16 protein-coding genes are annotated in these 17,419 nt (G+C 70.2%); 14 read left to right on the forward strand and 2 right to left on the reverse strand.

Annotated elements, in window-relative coordinates; translation table 11 throughout:
• Positions 1–29 precede the first annotated feature (29 nt).
• Entirely contained in the window at positions 30–1,604 is a 1,575-nt protein-coding gene (locus AB0I89_RS06110) for a ricin-type beta-trefoil lectin domain protein (protein WP_357120979.1), read from the reverse strand.
• A gap of 206 nt (positions 1,605–1,810) precedes the next feature.
• On the opposite strand from AB0I89_RS06110, the gene AB0I89_RS06115 reads away from it, so the two are divergent.
• The 4 genes from AB0I89_RS06115 (at position 1,811) to AB0I89_RS06130 (ending at position 5,942) form a co-directional block, all read left to right on the forward strand.
• Complete coding sequence (locus AB0I89_RS06115; protein WP_357120982.1) at positions 1,811–3,490, forward strand: beta-1,3-glucanase family protein; 1,680 nt, start codon at positions 1,811–1,813, stop codon at positions 3,488–3,490.
• Between the two features lie 183 nt (positions 3,491–3,673).
• Positions 3,674–4,234 (forward strand): sigma-70 family RNA polymerase sigma factor, encoded by a 561-nt coding sequence (locus AB0I89_RS06120; protein ID WP_357122151.1) that lies wholly within the window; start codon positions 3,674–3,676, stop codon positions 4,232–4,234.
• A 100-nt stretch (positions 4,235–4,334) separates the two neighbouring features.
• Positions 4,335–5,102: a zf-HC2 domain-containing protein gene (locus AB0I89_RS06125; protein WP_357120985.1), complete on the forward strand. Its 768-nt coding sequence runs from the start codon at positions 4,335–4,337 to the stop codon at positions 5,100–5,102.
• A gap of 75 nt (positions 5,103–5,177) precedes the next feature.
• Entirely contained in the window at positions 5,178–5,942 is a 765-nt protein-coding gene (locus AB0I89_RS06130) for a hypothetical protein (RefSeq protein WP_357120988.1), read from the forward strand.
• 25 nt (positions 5,943–5,967) lie between these two features.
• Here the strand turns inward: AB0I89_RS06130 and AB0I89_RS06135 are convergent, their stop codons facing one another.
• Positions 5,968–6,747: a lytic transglycosylase domain-containing protein gene (locus tag AB0I89_RS06135; protein ID WP_357120991.1), complete on the reverse strand. Its 780-nt coding sequence runs from the start codon at positions 6,745–6,747 to the stop codon at positions 5,968–5,970.
• 216 nt (positions 6,748–6,963) lie between these two features.
• Between AB0I89_RS06135 and AB0I89_RS06140 the strand changes: the two genes are divergently transcribed.
• The 10 genes from AB0I89_RS06140 (at position 6,964) to AB0I89_RS06185 (ending at position 17,241) form a co-directional block, all read left to right on the forward strand.
• Positions 6,964–7,503 (forward strand): DUF6668 family protein, encoded by a 540-nt coding sequence (locus AB0I89_RS06140; RefSeq protein WP_357120994.1) that lies wholly within the window; start codon positions 6,964–6,966, stop codon positions 7,501–7,503.
• A 5-nt stretch (positions 7,504–7,508) separates the two neighbouring features.
• Positions 7,509–7,820, forward strand: coding sequence for a hypothetical protein (locus AB0I89_RS06145; RefSeq protein WP_357120997.1), 312 nt, complete (start codon positions 7,509–7,511; stop codon positions 7,818–7,820).
• Positions 7,821–7,901: 81 nt separating this feature from the next.
• On the forward strand, positions 7,902–8,222 hold the full coding sequence (locus AB0I89_RS06150) for a hypothetical protein (RefSeq protein ID WP_357121000.1): 321 nt from the start codon (positions 7,902–7,904) through the stop codon (positions 8,220–8,222).
• Between the two features lie 31 nt (positions 8,223–8,253).
• On the forward strand, positions 8,254–8,958 hold the full coding sequence (locus tag AB0I89_RS06155; RefSeq protein WP_357121003.1) for a hypothetical protein: 705 nt from the start codon (positions 8,254–8,256) through the stop codon (positions 8,956–8,958).
• Between the two features lie 12 nt (positions 8,959–8,970).
• Positions 8,971–10,215, forward strand: coding sequence for a hypothetical protein (locus tag AB0I89_RS06160; RefSeq protein ID WP_357121006.1), 1,245 nt, complete (start codon positions 8,971–8,973; stop codon positions 10,213–10,215).
• 85 nt (positions 10,216–10,300) lie between these two features.
• On the forward strand, positions 10,301–11,794 hold the full coding sequence (locus tag AB0I89_RS06165; protein ID WP_357121009.1) for an SCO6880 family protein: 1,494 nt from the start codon (positions 10,301–10,303) through the stop codon (positions 11,792–11,794).
• On the forward strand, positions 11,791–13,518 hold the full coding sequence (locus AB0I89_RS06170; RefSeq protein WP_357121012.1) for an ATP/GTP-binding protein: 1,728 nt from the start codon (positions 11,791–11,793) through the stop codon (positions 13,516–13,518). Before AB0I89_RS06165 ends, AB0I89_RS06170 begins: the two co-directional genes overlap by 4 nt.
• A complete protein-coding gene (locus tag AB0I89_RS06175) occupies positions 13,515–15,290 on the forward strand; it encodes a TraM recognition domain-containing protein (RefSeq protein ID WP_357121015.1) in 1,776 nt (591 codons plus the stop codon). The genes AB0I89_RS06170 and AB0I89_RS06175 overlap by 4 nt, the downstream gene beginning before the upstream one ends.
• A gap of 95 nt (positions 15,291–15,385) precedes the next feature.
• On the forward strand, positions 15,386–16,729 hold the full coding sequence (locus tag AB0I89_RS06180; RefSeq protein WP_357121018.1) for a hypothetical protein: 1,344 nt from the start codon (positions 15,386–15,388) through the stop codon (positions 16,727–16,729).
• Between the two features lie 44 nt (positions 16,730–16,773).
• Positions 16,774–17,241, forward strand: a complete 468-nt coding sequence (locus AB0I89_RS06185; protein WP_357121020.1) for a DUF4913 domain-containing protein — start codon at positions 16,774–16,776, stop codon at positions 17,239–17,241.
• Positions 17,242–17,419: the final 178 nt, after the last annotated feature.

The raw sequence follows: 17,419 nt of genomic DNA on the forward strand, positions 1-17,419 counted from the left end.
GCGGACGAGCCGCGTACCCGGGCCGTTCGTCAGCGCCAGGCCCACTGCTGCTCGCGGTTCTCCACGAAGGTCCAGACGAGCAGCGGCTTGTTCGGCACGTTCACGTTCGCGTCCAGCGCCTTGAGGATGTGCAGGTTGAGAACGCCGCCCTTGCTGTTCATCCGCCACACCTGGGTGGGGCTTCCGTTACAGGTGGCGGCCATGACGGCCGCCCCGTCCTTGTTGGCGCCGTCCTGCACGTCCATGCAGAGGCCCGAGGCGCGGAACGTTCCGTCGGCGAGTACCACCCACCACTGGGTCGGGTCGTCGTTGTCGCACGTCTTCAAGGTCAGCCGGGTCCCCCCGACGGTCCCGCCGGTGCTGACGCAGAGCTTGCTCATCGGGTGGTAGAGCTGCTTTGCGCCGACGGGACGGACGGGCTGCTTGGAAGGCGTCGGCGGGGCCGGCGGATCGCCGGCCGTCGGGGTCGGCGTGCCCGGACCGGCCGGCGTCGGCGCGGCAGGGGTCACCGACGGTGGCGCGGGCGTGGACGGGGCCGGCTTGGCGCCGACCACCAGCCGCCCGTCGAGCGCGTAGAAGTCGGTGAGTGACTTGACCGACTTCAGGAAGGCCTTGGTGTCGCCGTCGAGGACGCCGCCGCTCTGCCGCACCGCGGTCGGGCCGCTGCGGTAGGCGGCGAGCGCGAGCAGGTAGGGGTCGCCCTCAAGGGGGGACAGTTCGCCGGCCATCGCGCACATGGCGGTGCCGACGGCCGGGATCGCGACGGCGGGCTCCCAGGCGGAGGCGTCGCTTGGCCCGTACGCCTGCCACACCTCGGGAAGGAACTGTGCGATTCCCCGCTGGCCGGCGGGCCCGAGCAGGTTCGGGTCGAACCTGGAGAGCGCCATCAGCTGCGCCGCGACCGCCGGGGGAGTCACGGCCGGGCAGACCGAGCCGGCCCGCAGGAGCAGATCGACGTACTCGTTCGGGACTCCCTTGGCGTCCACCTCCGGCCCGGTCGGCGCGACGCCACCGGGCCCGCCGAGATGGGTCCGCTTCCCGTAGTACGCGGCGTAGCCGCTGACCTGGTCGACGTAGTCGACCGCGTCCGGCGGCACCGCGCCGGCCGTGGTCACCGACTCCAGGCCGCTGTGGAAGGCGGCGACCGACAGCCGCCACGAGTCACCGGAGACGTTGGCGAGGCGCAGCTTGCCGCTGTAGTCGCACACCTGGTGAGCCAGTGCGACGATGTTCGCGGCCCCGTCGGAGCGTTCCGCGTCCGGCCACGGCTTCCAGAGTTTCCAGTCCTGGTTGTCGAGTCCGGCGATGCCCGTGCCTCCGGATGCGGTCTCCGTCGCGCTCCAGGCCAGTTTCGACTCGGCCATGAGCTGGCCGGCGAGCCGGGCCGGGCTCAGCATCGGGCAGGAACGGGCTGCGGCCACGATGACCGCGGCCTGTTCGTCGGAGACCGGTCCGCCGATCAGCTGGTCGCGGGCCGAGGCGACGCCCCAGCCGATCGCGGCGATCGCCGCGCAGACGACGGCCAGGGCAGCTGCGGCGACGGCCACGATTCGGCGCGGTGTCCGGCCGAACCAGGGCCGGATGGTGCGGGGGTCGGTTGTCACGGGGCCATCCCTTTCGGCGGGGCGACATCACTGTCGTGACGGATCAGCTGCCGCATATGTTCACCGCACGACCACGAATCCATCAAATTTTGTCTCCCCGGCGATTGAACCGGAGGGGGGTCGGGACCGTGGACGTGGCTGTCTTCGACGGTTCGCGCCTCGCTGCGCCCCACCGTCCAGCATGCCGATCGATGGAGGTGTGTCCGTTGCTGACCAGACGAAAGATGCTCGGACTGGGGGTCGCCGGTGCGGCGGTGGTGGGTGTGCCGCTGGTGGCGACACCGTTACTGGCGCGAGCCAGGGCCGAGGGTGGACTGCCGCTGACCGTGGTCAACAGTACCGGTCGCTACGCGAACTCCTCGATCCACATGTACATCACCGGGTACGACCCCGTGACCAGGCAGATGGGCTACGTCAGGAGCCCGGGGAGGTTCACCCCCGCCTCGTTCGCGGACAACGGCACGGACGGGTTCCTGGACATCGCCGTCCCCCTCGCCGAGGAGGGCGCCACTCCGTTCGTCCTGCCGATGCTCGACGGTGGACGGATCTACTTTTCGATCGACGGGCGGCTGCGCTTCAAGGTGGTCGACGGTGGCGGAAAGCCGATGTTGCAGGAGCCGGCGGGGTCCGTCGAGAGCGATCCGAACTTCGGGGTGCTCTGGGATTTCTGGGAGTTCACCTACAACCCGAACGGCATGCACTGCAACACCACGATGGTCGACATGTTCAGCATCCCGATCGCGACGCGGCTGGTCGGCGCGGGAGAACACACCGCCGGGAAGCTCACCGACGGCGGCCGGGACGCGATCTTCGCGGAGGTGGCACGGCAACCCGGGTATGAGCGGCTGATCATCGGAGACGGGCTTCGCGTCATCGCGCCGGGTCACGGCATCGTCGCGGGTCGCTTCTCGCCCACCTACTTCGACGGCTATATCGCCGAGGTGTGGGATCGGTACCGTGGCACCGACCTGCGTGTCTCCAACGAGTTCGGCGCCTTCACCGGTCGGGTGGGCGACGACGGGAGGATGCACTTCGACGGTGGGATCGGCGCCTTCGACCGGCCGACCACGATGGACGTGCTCATGTGCAACGGCACGTTCAGCAGGCCCAATGACGCGAGCGGAAAGGTGGCCGCGGCGCTGGCCGCCGGGTTCAACCGGTCGGTGCTGGACCGGCCGTTCCAACCCGTCGACGACCGAGCGGCCTTCTACCAGCACTCGGTGACCAACCACTACTCCCGGATCCTGCACAACCACTCCGCGAACGGTCGGGTGTACGGCTTCCCGTACGACGACATCGTCGGGGACGCCTCGTACATCCAGGATTCGACGCCCCGGGAGGTGACCGTCACCCTCACCCCGTTCGCCGGCGGCGAGGCGTCGTACCCGATCGCGCAGCCCCCGCCCGCGGCGGTGCCGGCCCCGGCCCCGACGGCCGCGGCGGGAGTGGCCGTCGCGGCCGGGACCGCCGGTGGTCAGGTCCGCGTCGCCGATCAGGAGATCGCCGCGTCCGGTTTCGACCGCGAGCAGGGTGTACGCCGAGAGCCCTGCGGCGAGGGCGGCGAGAACCTCTGTTCCATCGCCAACGGTGACTGGGTCGCCTACCACGGGGTCGAGTTCGGCGACCGGCCGATGACGCAGTTCGTCGTCCGGGTCGCCTCTGGCGCCGACCTGGGGCTCTCCGGGCTGATCCAGGTACGCCTGGACAGCGAGACGAGTCCGCCGATCGGAACCATCGCGGTGGCCAGCACCGGTGGTTGGCAGCGGTGGTTGACCATCCCGGGGAACATGGCGGCGGTCACCGGCCGGCACGACGTGTTCCTCACCTTCGCCAGCGGGCAGCCCCAGGAGTACCTGAACATCAGGTGGTTGCGCTTCGGACGGTGACACGGACAATCCTCTGTGGATCCCCACCGGCGGCCGGTCGCTCTCAATCGTCTCGTAGCCGAAACACGCCGACTGGCGGGTACGGCTATCCTCCCCGGAGAGCGTCCGGTCGAAAGCGGGCGAGGCGCCGGTGTGGTCGTGCGGGTCCTACCCGTGCGTCAGGGGAGGCGGTCTGTGTCGGCGGTGCACAACGAAGCGCTCGGTCCGTGGGCTGGGGACTCCGCCGCCAGTGGCCCTTCCGCCGCCGAAGCCCTGATGCGGCAGATCTTCGAGGAGCACCGGGTCCCGCTGTTGCGGTTCCTCACCCGGCTCGTCCTCGGCCAGCGGGAACTGGCCGAGGATCTGGTGCAGGAGACGTTTCTGCGTACCTGGCGGAACCTGGACATGCTCGCCACCGACCCGCAGAGGATCGCCCCGTGGTTGTACACGGTCGCCCGGCATGTGGCCATCGACGCGATCCGGTCGCGGCAGTCACGTCCGCAGGAGATCAACCTGCCGGACCTCAACCGGGTCTCCTCGGCCGAGGACGTGATGGATCGCGTGGTGAGCAACCACACCGTGCAGGTGGCCCTGAAGCAGATCAGTCCGGAGCATCGGCAGGTGCTGATCGAGATGTACTACAAGGGGGCTTCCATCGCCGAGGCGGCGGAGCGCCTCGGGATACCCGAGGGTACGGTAAAATCCCGGACGTACTATGCGGTTCGCGCGCTGCACGCGGCGATCGGCTCGACGGAGTCGTCGTGATCCCGGCCCGGCCGTTCCGAGCCTGGCCTGTCGACCAGCACGCAAGCGGTCCCGGGATGCCACCACCTGGTGCGGTGTCGACGCGTTGAGGAGAAGCGGGATGGGTCCAGGCGGTGAGCATGCCACCGACGAGCAGTCGAGGCTGGCGCTCTACCTGCTCGGCGCCCTCGACGAGGCCGACCGTGTCGCGTTCGAGGAGCATCTGGCTGGGTGTTGGCGCTGCCTGAACGAGGCGACTGAGGTCGGGGCCTCGACCAGCGGCCTGGCCGGTCTGGCGGACGTCGACTGGGAGCTGCCGGTGGCGGCGGACCCGCCGCCGAACCCCGCCGCGCGATCGGGCGGTGACCCGGCCGGGTCGGCTCGACCCACCGGCGCGCGGCCCGGCGGGGATCGGCCGGCGGGTGCCCGCCCGGATCGCGGCCCGACCAACGATCGCGGCGGCGCACGTCGTCGTCGCATCCGGATCTGGGGCGGTGCGGCCGCCGCGGTTCTGGCCCTGGCCCTGGCCGGTGGGGTCGTCGTGGTCAACGGGCGGGGCGACCCCGAGCCGACGCTGACCGCCTCGGGTGAAGCGCCCGCCTACGGCGCGAGCCTCTCCGTCCTGGTCACCGCCGACGACAGCGACCACTCCACGATCCGGATCACCGTCACGGGCCTGCGACCGGGCCTGCGCTATCGGCTCTACGCGGTGACCCGCGACGGGGTCACCCACACGGTACGGGACTGGTTGGCGTCGAACGGCCCGCAGAAGGTGACCGGCGAGACCGCGTTGCCGATCGACGAGCTGGCGTTCATCACCGTCGGGACCAGCGACGGCGTCGGCGTCGTCACCGCTCCGATCACTCGCGGCGCCGGCTCTCCCCGCTGAACGAGGTGAACCCGCGCCAGGGGTGAGCCGTAGAGCTCCGGACAACAGAACCCGAAGCTCTCCGGAGGTACCGCCATGCCCGAGGTAAACGCACCCGATCCGCGTGGCTCGCGAGCCGGTCAGCACCATGACCGGCCGCGCGACCCGATCGAGGTCGAGGTGGAAGCTCTGGCGCTCGTGACCCTCGGCAATGAGCTGCACAAGCTCTGGGCCAGGCGCGAGGCTGCTGGCCAGCCGCCGTCCGACGACGTGGTTGAGGCGATCGGGATCGTCAAGGAGCGCATGGGGCGCCTTCCATCGGAGACCCCGGCGCAGGGTGTGGCGGCGGGCGTTCCGTCCACAGTGCCGACAGCCCCGCCCGTCGGGTCGGCGGCGCACGTTCAATGGCACGACGAATTCCTCAACCTTCTCGTGCGTACCGCCCGGAAGGTGAGGCGTTGGCTGAAGGAACTGGACGCGAGATCGGACCGCTCTGACGGGCTCCCGACCGATCTGCGGAATCTGCCGGACCTGAGCAGCATCGACCCCCGCAGCGATCTCTATCGGCGTACGAGCAACCGTCTCGGTGAGCTGCTCGACCAGAGCCCGGTCCTACGGCGACTCTCGTCGAGCGGGAACCTCGACGGCGTGTCCCGGCACCTCCCGCAGCTCAGGATCGAACGTCGGGAGTACCCGATCCCATCCGCCCGGCCCGGCCCGCCGCTGGCCGACATCGCGGCCATGCCGTCGTTGCGGGCCGATCGAGCCGGCGGACCGGACCACGATTCCGGCCGGGCAGAGCCGAATAGCCCGGCACACCTGCCGCGCCAGCAACGACGGGCCACTTCAGCGGGGCTGTGAGCGCGCGTCCGGATCGCGTGGTGACTCAGGTCGGGCTGGCGGACGGGAAGGACGGCGGTGGGCCACCGAGGCCCTGGTACTGGCCGAAACGGGCCCGCACCTTTGCCAGGTAACCCTGGGCCTGGGCCGTCGCGGGGATCCCACCTGCCTCCCGCACGGCGTCCATGCCCTGGTCGTACGCGACAAGGGCCAGGTCGAGCGCGCTGCCGATCGCCTGCTTGCTGTCGATGAGGCTCTGCGCCTCGTCGGCCAGGGCGCAGAGGTACCGGCCCTGCGCCATGATCGAGTCCTTCTGGTCGAGGGCGGACGTCTTGTCGTTCTTGTCGGTGTCCTTGCCGTACCGGGTGAAGACGGCGGGTGGCAGTTGGGAGATGCCCACCTCACCGTCCGCGCCGACCTTGGCGCCATCCCAGCGCGATTCGACCTCGATCTGCGCCGCGATCACGATCGGGCCGATCGAGGTGCAGATGGCACCCGCGTCCTCGATCGTGTCGGCCAGGGACACCGGCACCTGCGTCCGGTCCAGCGTTCCCTTGCCGTCGCCCTGGAACGCGGCCAGCGACTCGTCGGCCCGGTCCCAGGCGTCGCCGCTGTCGCTGCCGCCGGGGCCGGTGAACAGGATGATCAGCACGATCAGTGGGAACAGCAGGACGCCGAGCCCGCCGATGATGAGCACCGCCCCGGCGACGACGACAACGACGACCGGGCCGCCCATCAGACAGGTCGTGGCTGTCGCGATCGCCGCGCCGACCAGGACGGCCGTGCTCTTCTGCGAGCCACCGTCCTTCGCGCTCGAACCGCTCATGTCCCTCTCCCTCGGGGTTGTCGTGCACGAAAAATGTCGAACCCGCCTTGAACCGGGGGCTGAGGTCCGCCGTAGAGGCGTCCGTCATCCGGTCCGGGGTCGCCGGTCCAACGGGACCAAGCAGCGCCTGGTTCAACGGCGGCGGCCCGAATACCAACCGGACCGATGGCATCGGACGTCGAGAGCGGTGCGGACAGGAAGAGGGTGGTGATTCGGATGGGCGTTCCATCAGCGGTCGACGCGGCACGGCGGGTGCCGCTGGGAGCGGCCGGTCACGCGGGGGCCTACGGCGACGTCGTGACCCCGCAGTGGGCCCTTTCCGAGCAGGGGATCGGGTGGATAGCGGCGCACGGCGGCGCCGGGACCACCACGCTCACCCGGATGCTCGGCGGGATCGACCTCGGCTGCCGCTGGCCGGACGCCGCGCTCGGGGAGCCGGCGAAGGTGATGCTGGTGGCACGGACCAACGCCGAGGGGATGGGTGCCGCCGGACGGGCGCTGAACGCGTTGCGCGAGGGCCGGCATCCGGCCGCCATGCGGCTGATCGGTCTGGTGTTGGTGGCGGACGCGCCCGGTCGGCTGCCCCTTCCGCTCGCGCGCCGGATCCGGGTGCTGCGGTCGATCGCCCCGGTGCACCGGGTGCCGTGGATGCCTGCCTGGCGTCTGGGGATCCCACCCAGACAGCTGCCGAAAGAGTTGTTCGGCTTGGCCGGTGTCGTCGGTGCCGATCGTGAGCTACCCGGGCGCAAGGGGTGATCCAGGTGAACGTCGCACCGCGGGGCATGCCGGTGCCGCAGCGGGAACCGATGCCCTCGCTCGCGCCGCTGCCCCAGTACGACCCGCTGGGAAGCGGCGGGCTGGAGCCCCTGCTCAACCTGCTCGCCTGGGCGGTCACGGCCACCAGCGTCGCGGGACTGATGATCGTCGGCATCCTGATGATGCTTCAGCTGAATCGAGGCACCCCGGGTGAGGAGAGCGAACACTTCCGCGGCTTCACCATCGTCATGTTCGCCTGCCTGCTCGGGGCCAGCGCGGGGCCGCTGGTGACCTGGTTCGGCGACCTTGGACTCTGAGCCGTTTTCTACCTTTTCATACGAGTTGAGTCCCACCTATGCGGTCACATCGGTGGCCTACGCCTCAAGGAGACGCACCCCATGAACCTGATGGACCTTCCCTACGTCCTCGCCGCCTCCATCTCCGTCCGCGTGCCGGAACTCCCCAGGCCGGTCGCGGGCGTCTTCGACCCCAAGCCCGGGGCGCCGGGTCAACTGAAGGATCTCGTGGACAAGTTGCTCGGTCTGATCGCCTGGGCCGGTACCGCCGCCGGTACCGCCGGGGTGCTGATCACCGGGGTCATGATGGCCATCTCGATGAAGCGCGGCGAGAGCTCGGAGCACATGTCGCGGCTCGGCATGGTGCTCGGCGGCTGCATCCTGGTCTCCGCCGCTGGTCCACTCGCGGACTTCTTCCTCTGACGTCGACCGGCTGACACGGGAGAGACGCATCATGTTCGGTAGCGGCAGACGACGCTCCGATGAGGATCCGCCGTTCTGGCGGCAACAGGGGTGGATCCTGTCGGCCGCGTTCATCGTGGGTTCCGCCCTGCTCGCCGCGGCCATCGGCCTGACGGGCCGGGACGGGGAGTCGGTAGGGCTCGCCACGGGTGGCGAGACGACCAGGCCACCGTGCGGCTCCGGGACACCGGCGGCACCGACGTCGAGCCTGCCCCCCGAGGACCTGACCTGGCAGGTTCTGGAGAGCGGGAAACGGATACCGACCTCCGCGAGCGACGGCCCAAGAGAGGTTGACGGGCAGGTTCTGCGGTGTTTCGCGCACACCCCGATGGGGGCGGTGTTGGCGGCGCACGTGGTGCCGACCCAACTCGGCGAGCGGGGTTGGCGGGCCACCGTGGAGCACCAGGTGATGGCGGGAACTGGCCGCGACGTCCTGGCGGGACGCCTCGGCTTCGCCACGCCCGGCGCGGGCGGAGGGCACGGCAGCTATGTCGGCTACCGCGTCGTGACGTATTCGCCGGAGGCCGCGCTGGTGCGGTTGCTCGTCCAGACCACGGCTGGGCAACACGTCTCGACCGACGTCGAACTGCGGTGGGATGCCGGCGACTGGAAGATCCAGCCATCCCGGGTCGGCGAGGTGCGCACGCCGTCGGAGACGGTCCTGGCGAACGCCGGTTTCACCATGTGGACGAAGTGAGGGTTGGGCGACATGGACTGCGCTCCCGGAGACGCGCTCGACAGCGGCGGCACGGGCTTCTTCGACTTTCTCGGCGACCCGATCGGGACGCTGATGCGGATCGTGGCGAACATCATCCTGGCCGCCGCGATCAAGATCTTCGGCGAGCTGAGCGAGTCGGTGCCGACCCTCGGTCCCGGCTTCAGCGAGAACAACGCCGGCGTCCCGGGCCAGATCAGTGATCAGGTCCAGTGGGTCGTCACCTACCTGGCGATCGGATCGGTGCTCTTCGCCGCGGCCAAGATGGCGCTCGACCGGCGTGGTGAAGCCGGGCGGGTCGCGATCCAGGGCTTCCTGCGGGTCATCCTGGTCGCGGGCGCCGGCACGTACGTCGCCGCCAATGCCGCGAAACTCTCCGACGACTACTCCGACCACCTCTATTCCAGCGCGGCGCTCAACCTCGTCAAGAGTGTCCCGTGTATCGGCCTGGGAACCACCATGGAGGCCTTTCTCCTGCTGTTTCTCGCCTTCCTGTTGCTCCTCTCGGCAATCGTGCACGTTCTCATGCTCTACATCCGCCTGGGCGTGGTGACCATGCTGCTCGGCACGCTGCCGATGGCGGCTGCCGCCTCCATGACGAACTGGGGCACCGGGTGGTGGCGCAAACACCTCGGCTGGCTGATCGCCTGGCTCATCTACAAGCCGGCCGTCGGTCTGATCATGTTCTCCGGCTCCGCGATGATCGCCGAAGGCAATCGGACCAGCCTCGTCCATATGCGGATCGCGGGCGTCGGCGTGCTGCTGCTGTCCGCGATCGCGATGCCCGCCCTACTGAAGATCATTGTGCCGGCCACGGCGGCCCTCGGCACCGGCGATCCGTCCGGCGCCGTCGCCTCGTCCGTCGTGGGCGGAGTCGCGTCCGGAGCGAAGAAGGTCGCCGGCTCCGCGATGTCCTACGGCGGCGAGAGCGGGCCGTCCGGCGCGCGCGGGGCAGGATCCTCCCAGGGTGGAGGCGGAGGACGAGGCCCCTCCGGTAGCCAGGGGGCCGGTGGAGCCCCCGGGTCCAACGGCGACCAGGGCCAGCGGGGTAACCAGGGCCAGCGGGGCAACCAGGGCGCTTCGGGCAGTAGCGGGAGCAGCGGGGCCAGCGCGGTCCGGGCGGCGGGCACCGTCGCCGGGGCCGCCACCGACGCGGCGGTCCGCGCCGGCCGGCACGGCAGGGCCATCGTGACGGGCGCCGTGGACGGCGCCGACGGCAACGCCGGACACAACCAGTGACGGCGCCCGAGCGTCGCAAGGGCCACCGCCGGGCGGCGTCCCCGCTGATCAAGGCAGGTAGACCGGAACGAAAGGATTCACGGTGATGTCGGTGGAAGCCGCGGTCGAACCAACGTACGGCAACTGGCGGCGACCGCGTCGGGCCGGACTCGGCCCGCTCGGGCTGGTCGGTACGGTCGGCGTCTTCGGCGGCCTGGTCGTGGTGCTGTTCGCGTCGATGATTTCGCTCGGGGCGGCGATGGTGGTCGGCGTCCCCTTCGTCGTCCTGCTGGCGCCCCTGGCGATCCGCACCCAGGACGGGCGCAATGTGTATCAGCTCATATCCCTGCGGATCGGTTGGTCACAGCGCAAGTCCCGGGGCGAGCACCTCTACGTCTCGGGCCCGCTGTCGGCGCGCCCCGGTGGTCGGTTCCGTCCGCCCGGCCTGCTCACCCGGGTGAGCGCGCTGGAGGGCCGCGACGGCTACGACCGCGCCTTCGGAGTGCTGCACCACAAGGGACGCAACCTCTACACGATCGTGCTGCGGTGTGAGCCGGACGGCGGCTCGCTGGTCGACCCGGACCAGGTCGACACCTGGGTGGCGCTCTGGGGCGAATGGCTGGCCCGGCTCGCCCACGAGCCGGCCCTGCGGGGCGCCTCGGTCATCGTCGAGACCGCCCCGGACCCGGGAACCCGGCTGGCGAACGAGATCCTGCCCCGCCTCGCCCCGGACGCGCCGGCCGCCGCTCGGGCCGTTATGGAGGAGGTGGTCGGCGACTATCCGTCAGCCTCGTCCGAGATGAACTCCTACATCACGCTCACCTACGGCGCGTCGGGTGGGCCACGACGCGACCCCGAGGACGTGGTCGCGGACCTTGCCGTCCGGGTGCCGAGTCTGCTGACCGGGCTGATCAGCGCGGGCGGCGGTGTGGCCGAGCCGTTGAGCGCCGAGCAGATCGCCGAGATGGTCCGGGTCGCCTACGACCCGGCCTGCGCCGCCGAGGTGCTCAACGTACGGGCCGAGCACGGCCACACCGGTCTGGAGTGGGAGGACGCGGGCCCGGTCGCGGCGGTGGAGTCGGTCGACGCGTACCACCACGACTCGGGTGTCTCCCGGACCTGGCTGCTGACGCTCGCGCCCCGGGGCACGGTGCGGGCCAGCGTCCTGCGCACGATGCTGGACGCCTCCGACGGAACCCGCCGCAAGCGGGTCGCCCTGCTCTACCGACCGCTCGATCCGGCGACGTCCGCCCGGATCGTCGAGTCGGACCGACGTACGGCGCAGTTCATGGCGACATCCAAGCGCGGCATGGTGCAGGCCCGCGCCAGCGCCGAGGTGCGCGCCGCCGAGCAGGCCGCCGCCGAGGAGGCGACCGGGGCGGGGCTGGTGGAGTTCTCGTTGATGCTCACCATCACCGTCGACACCCCGGACCAGCTCGACGACGCGGCGGTGGTGGTCCGCAACATGACCGGTTCCAGCCGGATCGCGATGCGCCCCGCCCACCGTATGCAGGCCGCCGCGTTCAGTTGCACGCTCCCCGTCGGGATCCTGCCCTGGGAACAGACCCTGCTGCCGCACGAACTTCAGGAGGCGATGTGACAGACATCCGAGCGCGCCCTGCCGGGACCGTTACGCGTGCGGTCGACCTCGGCGCCGGCTGGCCGGCCGGCCACTCGGGTGGGCAGACCGCTCTGACCGGAGTCACCGGCGACCTGGCCGAGGGCGCCCCGGTGACCCGGAATCAGAAGCCCAGGAAACGTCCGGCCGTGCCGGAGTCGACGCGCGGTTGGGCGGGCCGGGGTGGAGGCCGGGTCGGCTATCTCGACTCGCCGACGATGTGGCGGGCGACCACCGTGCAGGCGTGCGGCCTGTGGCCGTTCTCCGCCGGCTCGGGTGCGCCGATGTCCGGCGTACCGATCGGACAGCACCTCTTCACCGGCGCCACGGTCTGCGGCGATCCGCTCTCCTGGTTCACCCGGGCCCGCTATATCTCGAACCCCTCGCTGTTCATGCTCGGCATGCCGGGCTTGGGAAAGTCCACGCTGATCAACCGGATGGCGGTCGGGCTGGCCGCCACCGGCGTGGTTCCGCTGGTGCTCGGCGACCTCAAGCCGGACTACGCGGACACGGTCCGCGCGCTCGGTGGCCAGGTCATCCCGATCGGACGCGGGGTCGGCGGCATCAACGTGCTGGACCCGGGGGCGATGGGCATCGCCGCCGAGCGGATCGGCGGTCCGGCGGGCAAGGCGCTCGCCGCCGAGACACACGGCCGGGTGCTGAACATGGTGGCGGCGCTGCTGACCATCGTGCGGGGCCGGGCGCTGGACGACCACGAGCAGGCAGTGCTCTCTGCCTGTCTGCGTCACCTGCGGGACCGTACGCCGAGCAACCGCGCACCCCTCCTGCCCGACCTGCTGCGGGTGCTGGACGAGGGGCCGGACCGGGTCCGTGCGGTGACCCTCGATCGGGGGCAGGACACCCGCTACCGGGACGCGGTGGACCCGCTGCACCGGTCGTTGCTGGGCATCCTCGACGGGGCGCTGGGGGACACCTTCGGCTCGGAGACCTCCACCCGCATCGACCCGGACGCCCCGGCCGTGTGCATCGACATCTCCCGGATCGGTGAGGCGGACACCCAGCTCACCGCGGCGGCGATGCTCGCGGCCTGGTCCGACGGCCTGGGTACGGTGGCCGCCTCGCACGCCCTGGCCGACGTGGGGTTGGCGCCGCGCCGCTGGTTCTTCACCATCCTCGACGAGCTGTGGCGTCCGCTGCGGGCCGCCTCCGGGATCGTCGACCGGATCGATGCCCTGACCCGGCTCAACCGCTCGCTGGGCCTCGGCGACGCGAAGATCACCCATACCCTCAAGGACGCCGAGGCGCTGGGCACCGACGCGGACCGGGCGAAGGCGCGCGGCTTCGTGGAGCGGGCCGGGATCGTCGCCTGCGCCGGCCTGCCGATGGCCGAGATGCAGGAGCTGGGTCGGGTGGTGGGCATGTCCCGCCGGGAGATCGAGCTGGTCTCGTCGTGGTCGTCCCCGCCCGGCTGGGCGAGCACCGGCTCGAACGAGGAACCCCCCGGTCGCGGCCGTTTTCTGATCAAGGTCGGTGGACGTCCGGGCATCCCGATCCGGGTCACGATCACCGAGACCGAGCGGCGGCTGCACGACACGAACCTGCGCTGGGTGCAGAACGGGTACGCGCAGGAGCAGGCCGCCGAGCGCGCGGCGGCCCGGATGGTGGCCTTCGAGGCCGAAGCCGAACTGGGCAACCTGGCCATCCGTCCCGAGTTGGTGTCCGACGCCGAGGGGTGGTCGTCGTGAGCCGCTCACCCGGTGGCCGTCCGCACGGCGCCGACCTGTTCTTCTGGGCCTTCACCGTGATGGTGCTCGCCAACGCGGGGATCTTCCTGGTGGCCTGGTTCGGCGGCACCCTCGGCGCTGTCGTGACCCTGCACGGTTGGCACCCGCCACCGGTGACGCTGGACTCGTACGTCCTGCTGGTCTCCGGGCGGATCGAGGTGCTCTGGCCGGGGGTCTCACCGTTCGCCGTCTACAGCGGCATGGTGGTGTCGTTCCTGCTGCTCGCCCTGTCCGCCGCGCTGGGCGTCCGCAAGGTCCTGGAGCTGCGGGCCCGTGGCAAGGGACTGGCCGGTACGCACGAGCTGGCGTCGCTCGCCCCCGCGGGGATCGCGGCCCGCGCCCGCGAGCTGCGGCCCTCGCTGGCGGGCATGCGGGAGCTGCCGCCGGACGAGCGGGGCAACCTCCTGGGCGACCTGATGCCGAACGGGCCGGAGCTGCGCTCCTCCTATGAGGACGTGGAGCTGGACCTGATGGCGCCGCGCGCGGGTAAGTCGACCGGAATCGCCATTCCCCGGGTGCTCCGGGCCCGGGGCGCGGTGCTGCTCACCTCGAACAAGTCCGACGTGTACTCGGTGACCAGGGCCGAGCGGGAGCGGATCGGCACGGTCTGGACCTTCGACCCGCAGGGCATCGCGCACACACCCCGCGAGATGTGGTGGGACATGCTCGCCGTCTGCGTGACGATCGAGGGTGCGCGGCGGCTGGCCGGGCACTTCGTGGCCTCGGTCAACGACGACACGACCAAGAAGGACTTCTGGATAGCGGCCGCGCAGAACACGCTGACGGCGCTGTTCCTCGCCGCGGCTCGGGGCGGGGCCACCATCTCCGACCTGTTGGGCTGGCTCGCCGACCCGGCCGACCGTACGCCGATCGACCTGCTCCGCGATGCCGGGATGGGCGCGATGGCCGAGCAGTTGCAGGGAACGGTGCGCGGCGCGGTGGAGACCCGGGACGGCATCTATGAGACCGCGCGCCAGTGCGTGGCCTGCCTGCTCGACCCGGAGATCCTCGCCTGGGTGTCATACGACCCGGATCTGCCGGAGTTCCTGCCGGACCTGCACGTACTCGGTCGGGACACGCTCTACCTGCTCTCCAAGGACGGCGGCGGCTCGGCGGCCGGGGTGATCGCCGGCATCGCGGACGCCACGCTGCGGGCCGGCGTGGTCGCCGCGGAGCGGATGGGCGGGCGGTTGGACCCGCCGATGACGGCGGTGCTCGACGAGGCGGCCAACGTCTGCCGGATCTCCGACCTGCCCGACCTCTACTCGCACCTCGGCTCGCGGGGGATCAACGTGGTGACGCTGCTGCAGAGCTACCGGCAGGGGTCGCGGGTCTGGGGCGATGCGGGGATGGACGCGTTGTGGGGCGCCGCCACGATCAAGCTGCTCGGTGCGGGCCTGGACGACGCCGACTTCGTGGAGAAGGTCTCCAAGCTGGTGGGCCAGCACGACGTGAGCACGCTCAGTGTCTCGCGCAGCCGCGACGGTTCCTCGCGCTCCACCTCGTTCCGGCAGGAGAACATCCTGCCCCCGGACAGGATCCGCGCCCTGCCGAAGGGGACCGCGCTGCTGCTGGCCACCGGCATCCGCCCGGCGGTGATCCGGCTGCGCCCCTGGTACAAGGAGCCCGACGCCGCCCGCATCTCCGCCGCCGCGAAGCAGGAGGTGGCCGCGATCACCGAGCGGGCCACCCGTAAGCAGTTCCCCAGCTCGTTCGCGGCGCCGTCGGACTGACGATCCTCGGAAAAACCCCAGATCCTCATGAACCCCGGCCAGGTGTGCCGCGTAGAGCGGGTATCCGGTTCCACAGATGGTAGGAGGAAGAACAGATGTCGGATCTTTACAATGAGTGGGACTACTACAACCAGGACGGCAGCTACGCCAACGCTTACAGTGGCCGGAACTCGCCGACGGCCGCCGGGTCGAACAATTATGCCCAGTACGCTCAGTCGCCGGGGGCTGGATCGGACCCGAATCTGGCTGGCTACCGGTCGGGTGACGTCGTCTCGTACGACCGACTGAGCGTTGACACGCAGTATGTGGACAGCGGTTCGCAGTATGTGGACAGCGGTTCCCAGGGTTACGCGCAGTACGCCGCCGCGCCCACGCCCTACCGGATCGACCCCGTCCCTCGGGAGCAGTTGCTGTTCTCGCAGACGGACGGGCGAACGGTAAATGACTTCTACCCGAATATCGACTACAACTACCGGCTCATGGGAGAGGGAAACTCGCCAACTTCGCCGGTAGCTGAACGGTCGGGCCTGGATCTCGATCGGAACCACAGCGAGTACCGCGGGCTGGAAGCCGGCTTCATCGCCGCCCTCGAGGGAAGGCCGGTCAGTATCGTGTCGACTGGTGATGGCAAGGTGGGTGTGGTTCCCGCTCCGGAGCCCGGGTCTTATCAGCCTTCCCTGCAGGACGGTGGGTCGAGCCTGGGGGTGGGTGAGGCTTCGCAGCCCGGGTCTTATCAGCCTTCCCTGCAGAACGCCGACTCCGATGCGAGCATCAGAGGGTTGGCTCCCTCCGATCAGTATCAGATTTCGGAAACCCCAGACCGCCGCAGTCACGATCAATCAAGTGTGGTGCGGATCGATGCGGCCGGCCGAAGGCATTGGGCGACCTGGGAACAGGCCGCCCTGCTCGGGGCCGCCGTGGGATTGACGGGGGAGGCTCTGGCGAGGGCATTGGTCGCCCCTGCGGGCGTTGTCGCCGCTGTTGCCGCGACAAGCGCTCCGGATGTGGTGCACGGGCTGTGGAACGCCAAAGCTGAATTCGTGAAGTACCAGAACGGTCAGAAGCCAAACTGGGACAGGGCGTTGAGTGGTCTTTCGAAGGCCATCGCGTATGGGGCGACCGCTGGCATCCCTGCTCAGATGTACCGCGCCTACCAGCCAGGTGCGGGGGACTCGAACCAGGTTGTGTTCAATCGGGCCGAGATGCGATTGGCGGCTATTCCCGCCAGTATCGCCGCCGGGGGTGCCTTCGCGGCCCTCGTGTTCGACAAGCGGGCGCGGGCGCAGCAGGAGAAGGAAACGGGGGTCAATCAGCATCACGGCTTCGCCGGCCTGGAGTCGCAGAGCGCGGAGGGCCGGGATCGAGGGCGGGAAGACAACCCGGGCCTCCACCGCCGCAAGGGTAAGGAGAAGGTGAAGGCCGCGGCTCAAGGTTCGTGATGGTCGGGCTCAGCGTTGTCGCAGAGGAATTGTGAGGACTATCCGTGACAGGCGAAACTCGGCAGTCCGAGTCGCTCCGAGATGACGTTCCCGACGCACAGTCGCCGCGGGAAGCGCCTGCGTCCGAGAAGAAGAGCGAGCCGTTCTTCATTCTCTACCTCAACGGCCCAACCTACCTGGAGGAGATGCGACGGCTGTCGCTGTGGGTGGAGAAGCTCCTGATCCCGGTGTACGGCGAGGAGGTGACATCCGGGGCGCCGTGGTGCCCGCGCTGGCACGAGCACACCGAGGCCGTCGCCTACTTTCACGGGCTGTGGCTGGCCTGGCAGGACAAGACCGGCCCAAAGGCCAGTCTCACCGGCCCCTCCGAGTGGCACCGGGACCACCTCGGCCCCACCATGACCGCGCTCCGCAACCCTTCGGGTCCCTTCGCGGGTTGCAAACCCGGGGCACACCGCGCGAAGGAGCGCCCATCCGTCGAACCGGCCGGCCCCGAGAACTTCGGACCCTGACGCCGCACCCCGTACCGGCCCGCCGAGATCGAACGGCGGGCCGGCCCGGCGTGGCGGACGTGCAACGACGGCTGGGCGGATGGGCCTGGACTTCATCCGGCACTCCCACCGAGGCGTCGGCGGCGGGTGAGGTTCAACAGGTGTGGATGATCCGATCAACACCGGGCCGCGTCCCGCT

The sequence above is a fragment of the Micromonospora sp. NPDC049801 genome, from assembly GCF_040656575.1.
GTDB lineage: Bacteria > Actinomycetota > Actinomycetes > Mycobacteriales > Micromonosporaceae > Micromonospora.

Excerpts from the sequence above, each read along its gene's own strand:
- AB0I89_RS06125 (WP_357120985.1), top strand. The coding sequence starts at position 4,335 with ATGGGTCCAGGCGGTGAGCATGCCACCGACGAGCAGTCGAGGCTGGCG.
- AB0I89_RS06130 (WP_357120988.1), top strand. The coding sequence starts at position 5,178 with ATGCCCGAGGTAAACGCACCCGATCCGCGTGGCTCGCGAGCCGGTCAG.
- AB0I89_RS06135 (WP_357120991.1), bottom strand. The coding sequence starts at position 6,747 with ATGAGCGGTTCGAGCGCGAAGGACGGTGGCTCGCAGAAGAGCACGGCC.
- AB0I89_RS06140 (WP_357120994.1), top strand. The coding sequence starts at position 6,964 with ATGGGCGTTCCATCAGCGGTCGACGCGGCACGGCGGGTGCCGCTGGGA.
- AB0I89_RS06150 (WP_357121000.1), top strand. The coding sequence starts at position 7,902 with ATGAACCTGATGGACCTTCCCTACGTCCTCGCCGCCTCCATCTCCGTC.
- AB0I89_RS06155 (WP_357121003.1), top strand. The coding sequence starts at position 8,254 with ATGTTCGGTAGCGGCAGACGACGCTCCGATGAGGATCCGCCGTTCTGG.
- AB0I89_RS06160 (WP_357121006.1), top strand. The coding sequence starts at position 8,971 with ATGGACTGCGCTCCCGGAGACGCGCTCGACAGCGGCGGCACGGGCTTC.
- AB0I89_RS06165 (WP_357121009.1), top strand. The coding sequence starts at position 10,301 with ATGTCGGTGGAAGCCGCGGTCGAACCAACGTACGGCAACTGGCGGCGA.
- AB0I89_RS06180 (WP_357121018.1), top strand. The coding sequence starts at position 15,386 with ATGTCGGATCTTTACAATGAGTGGGACTACTACAACCAGGACGGCAGC.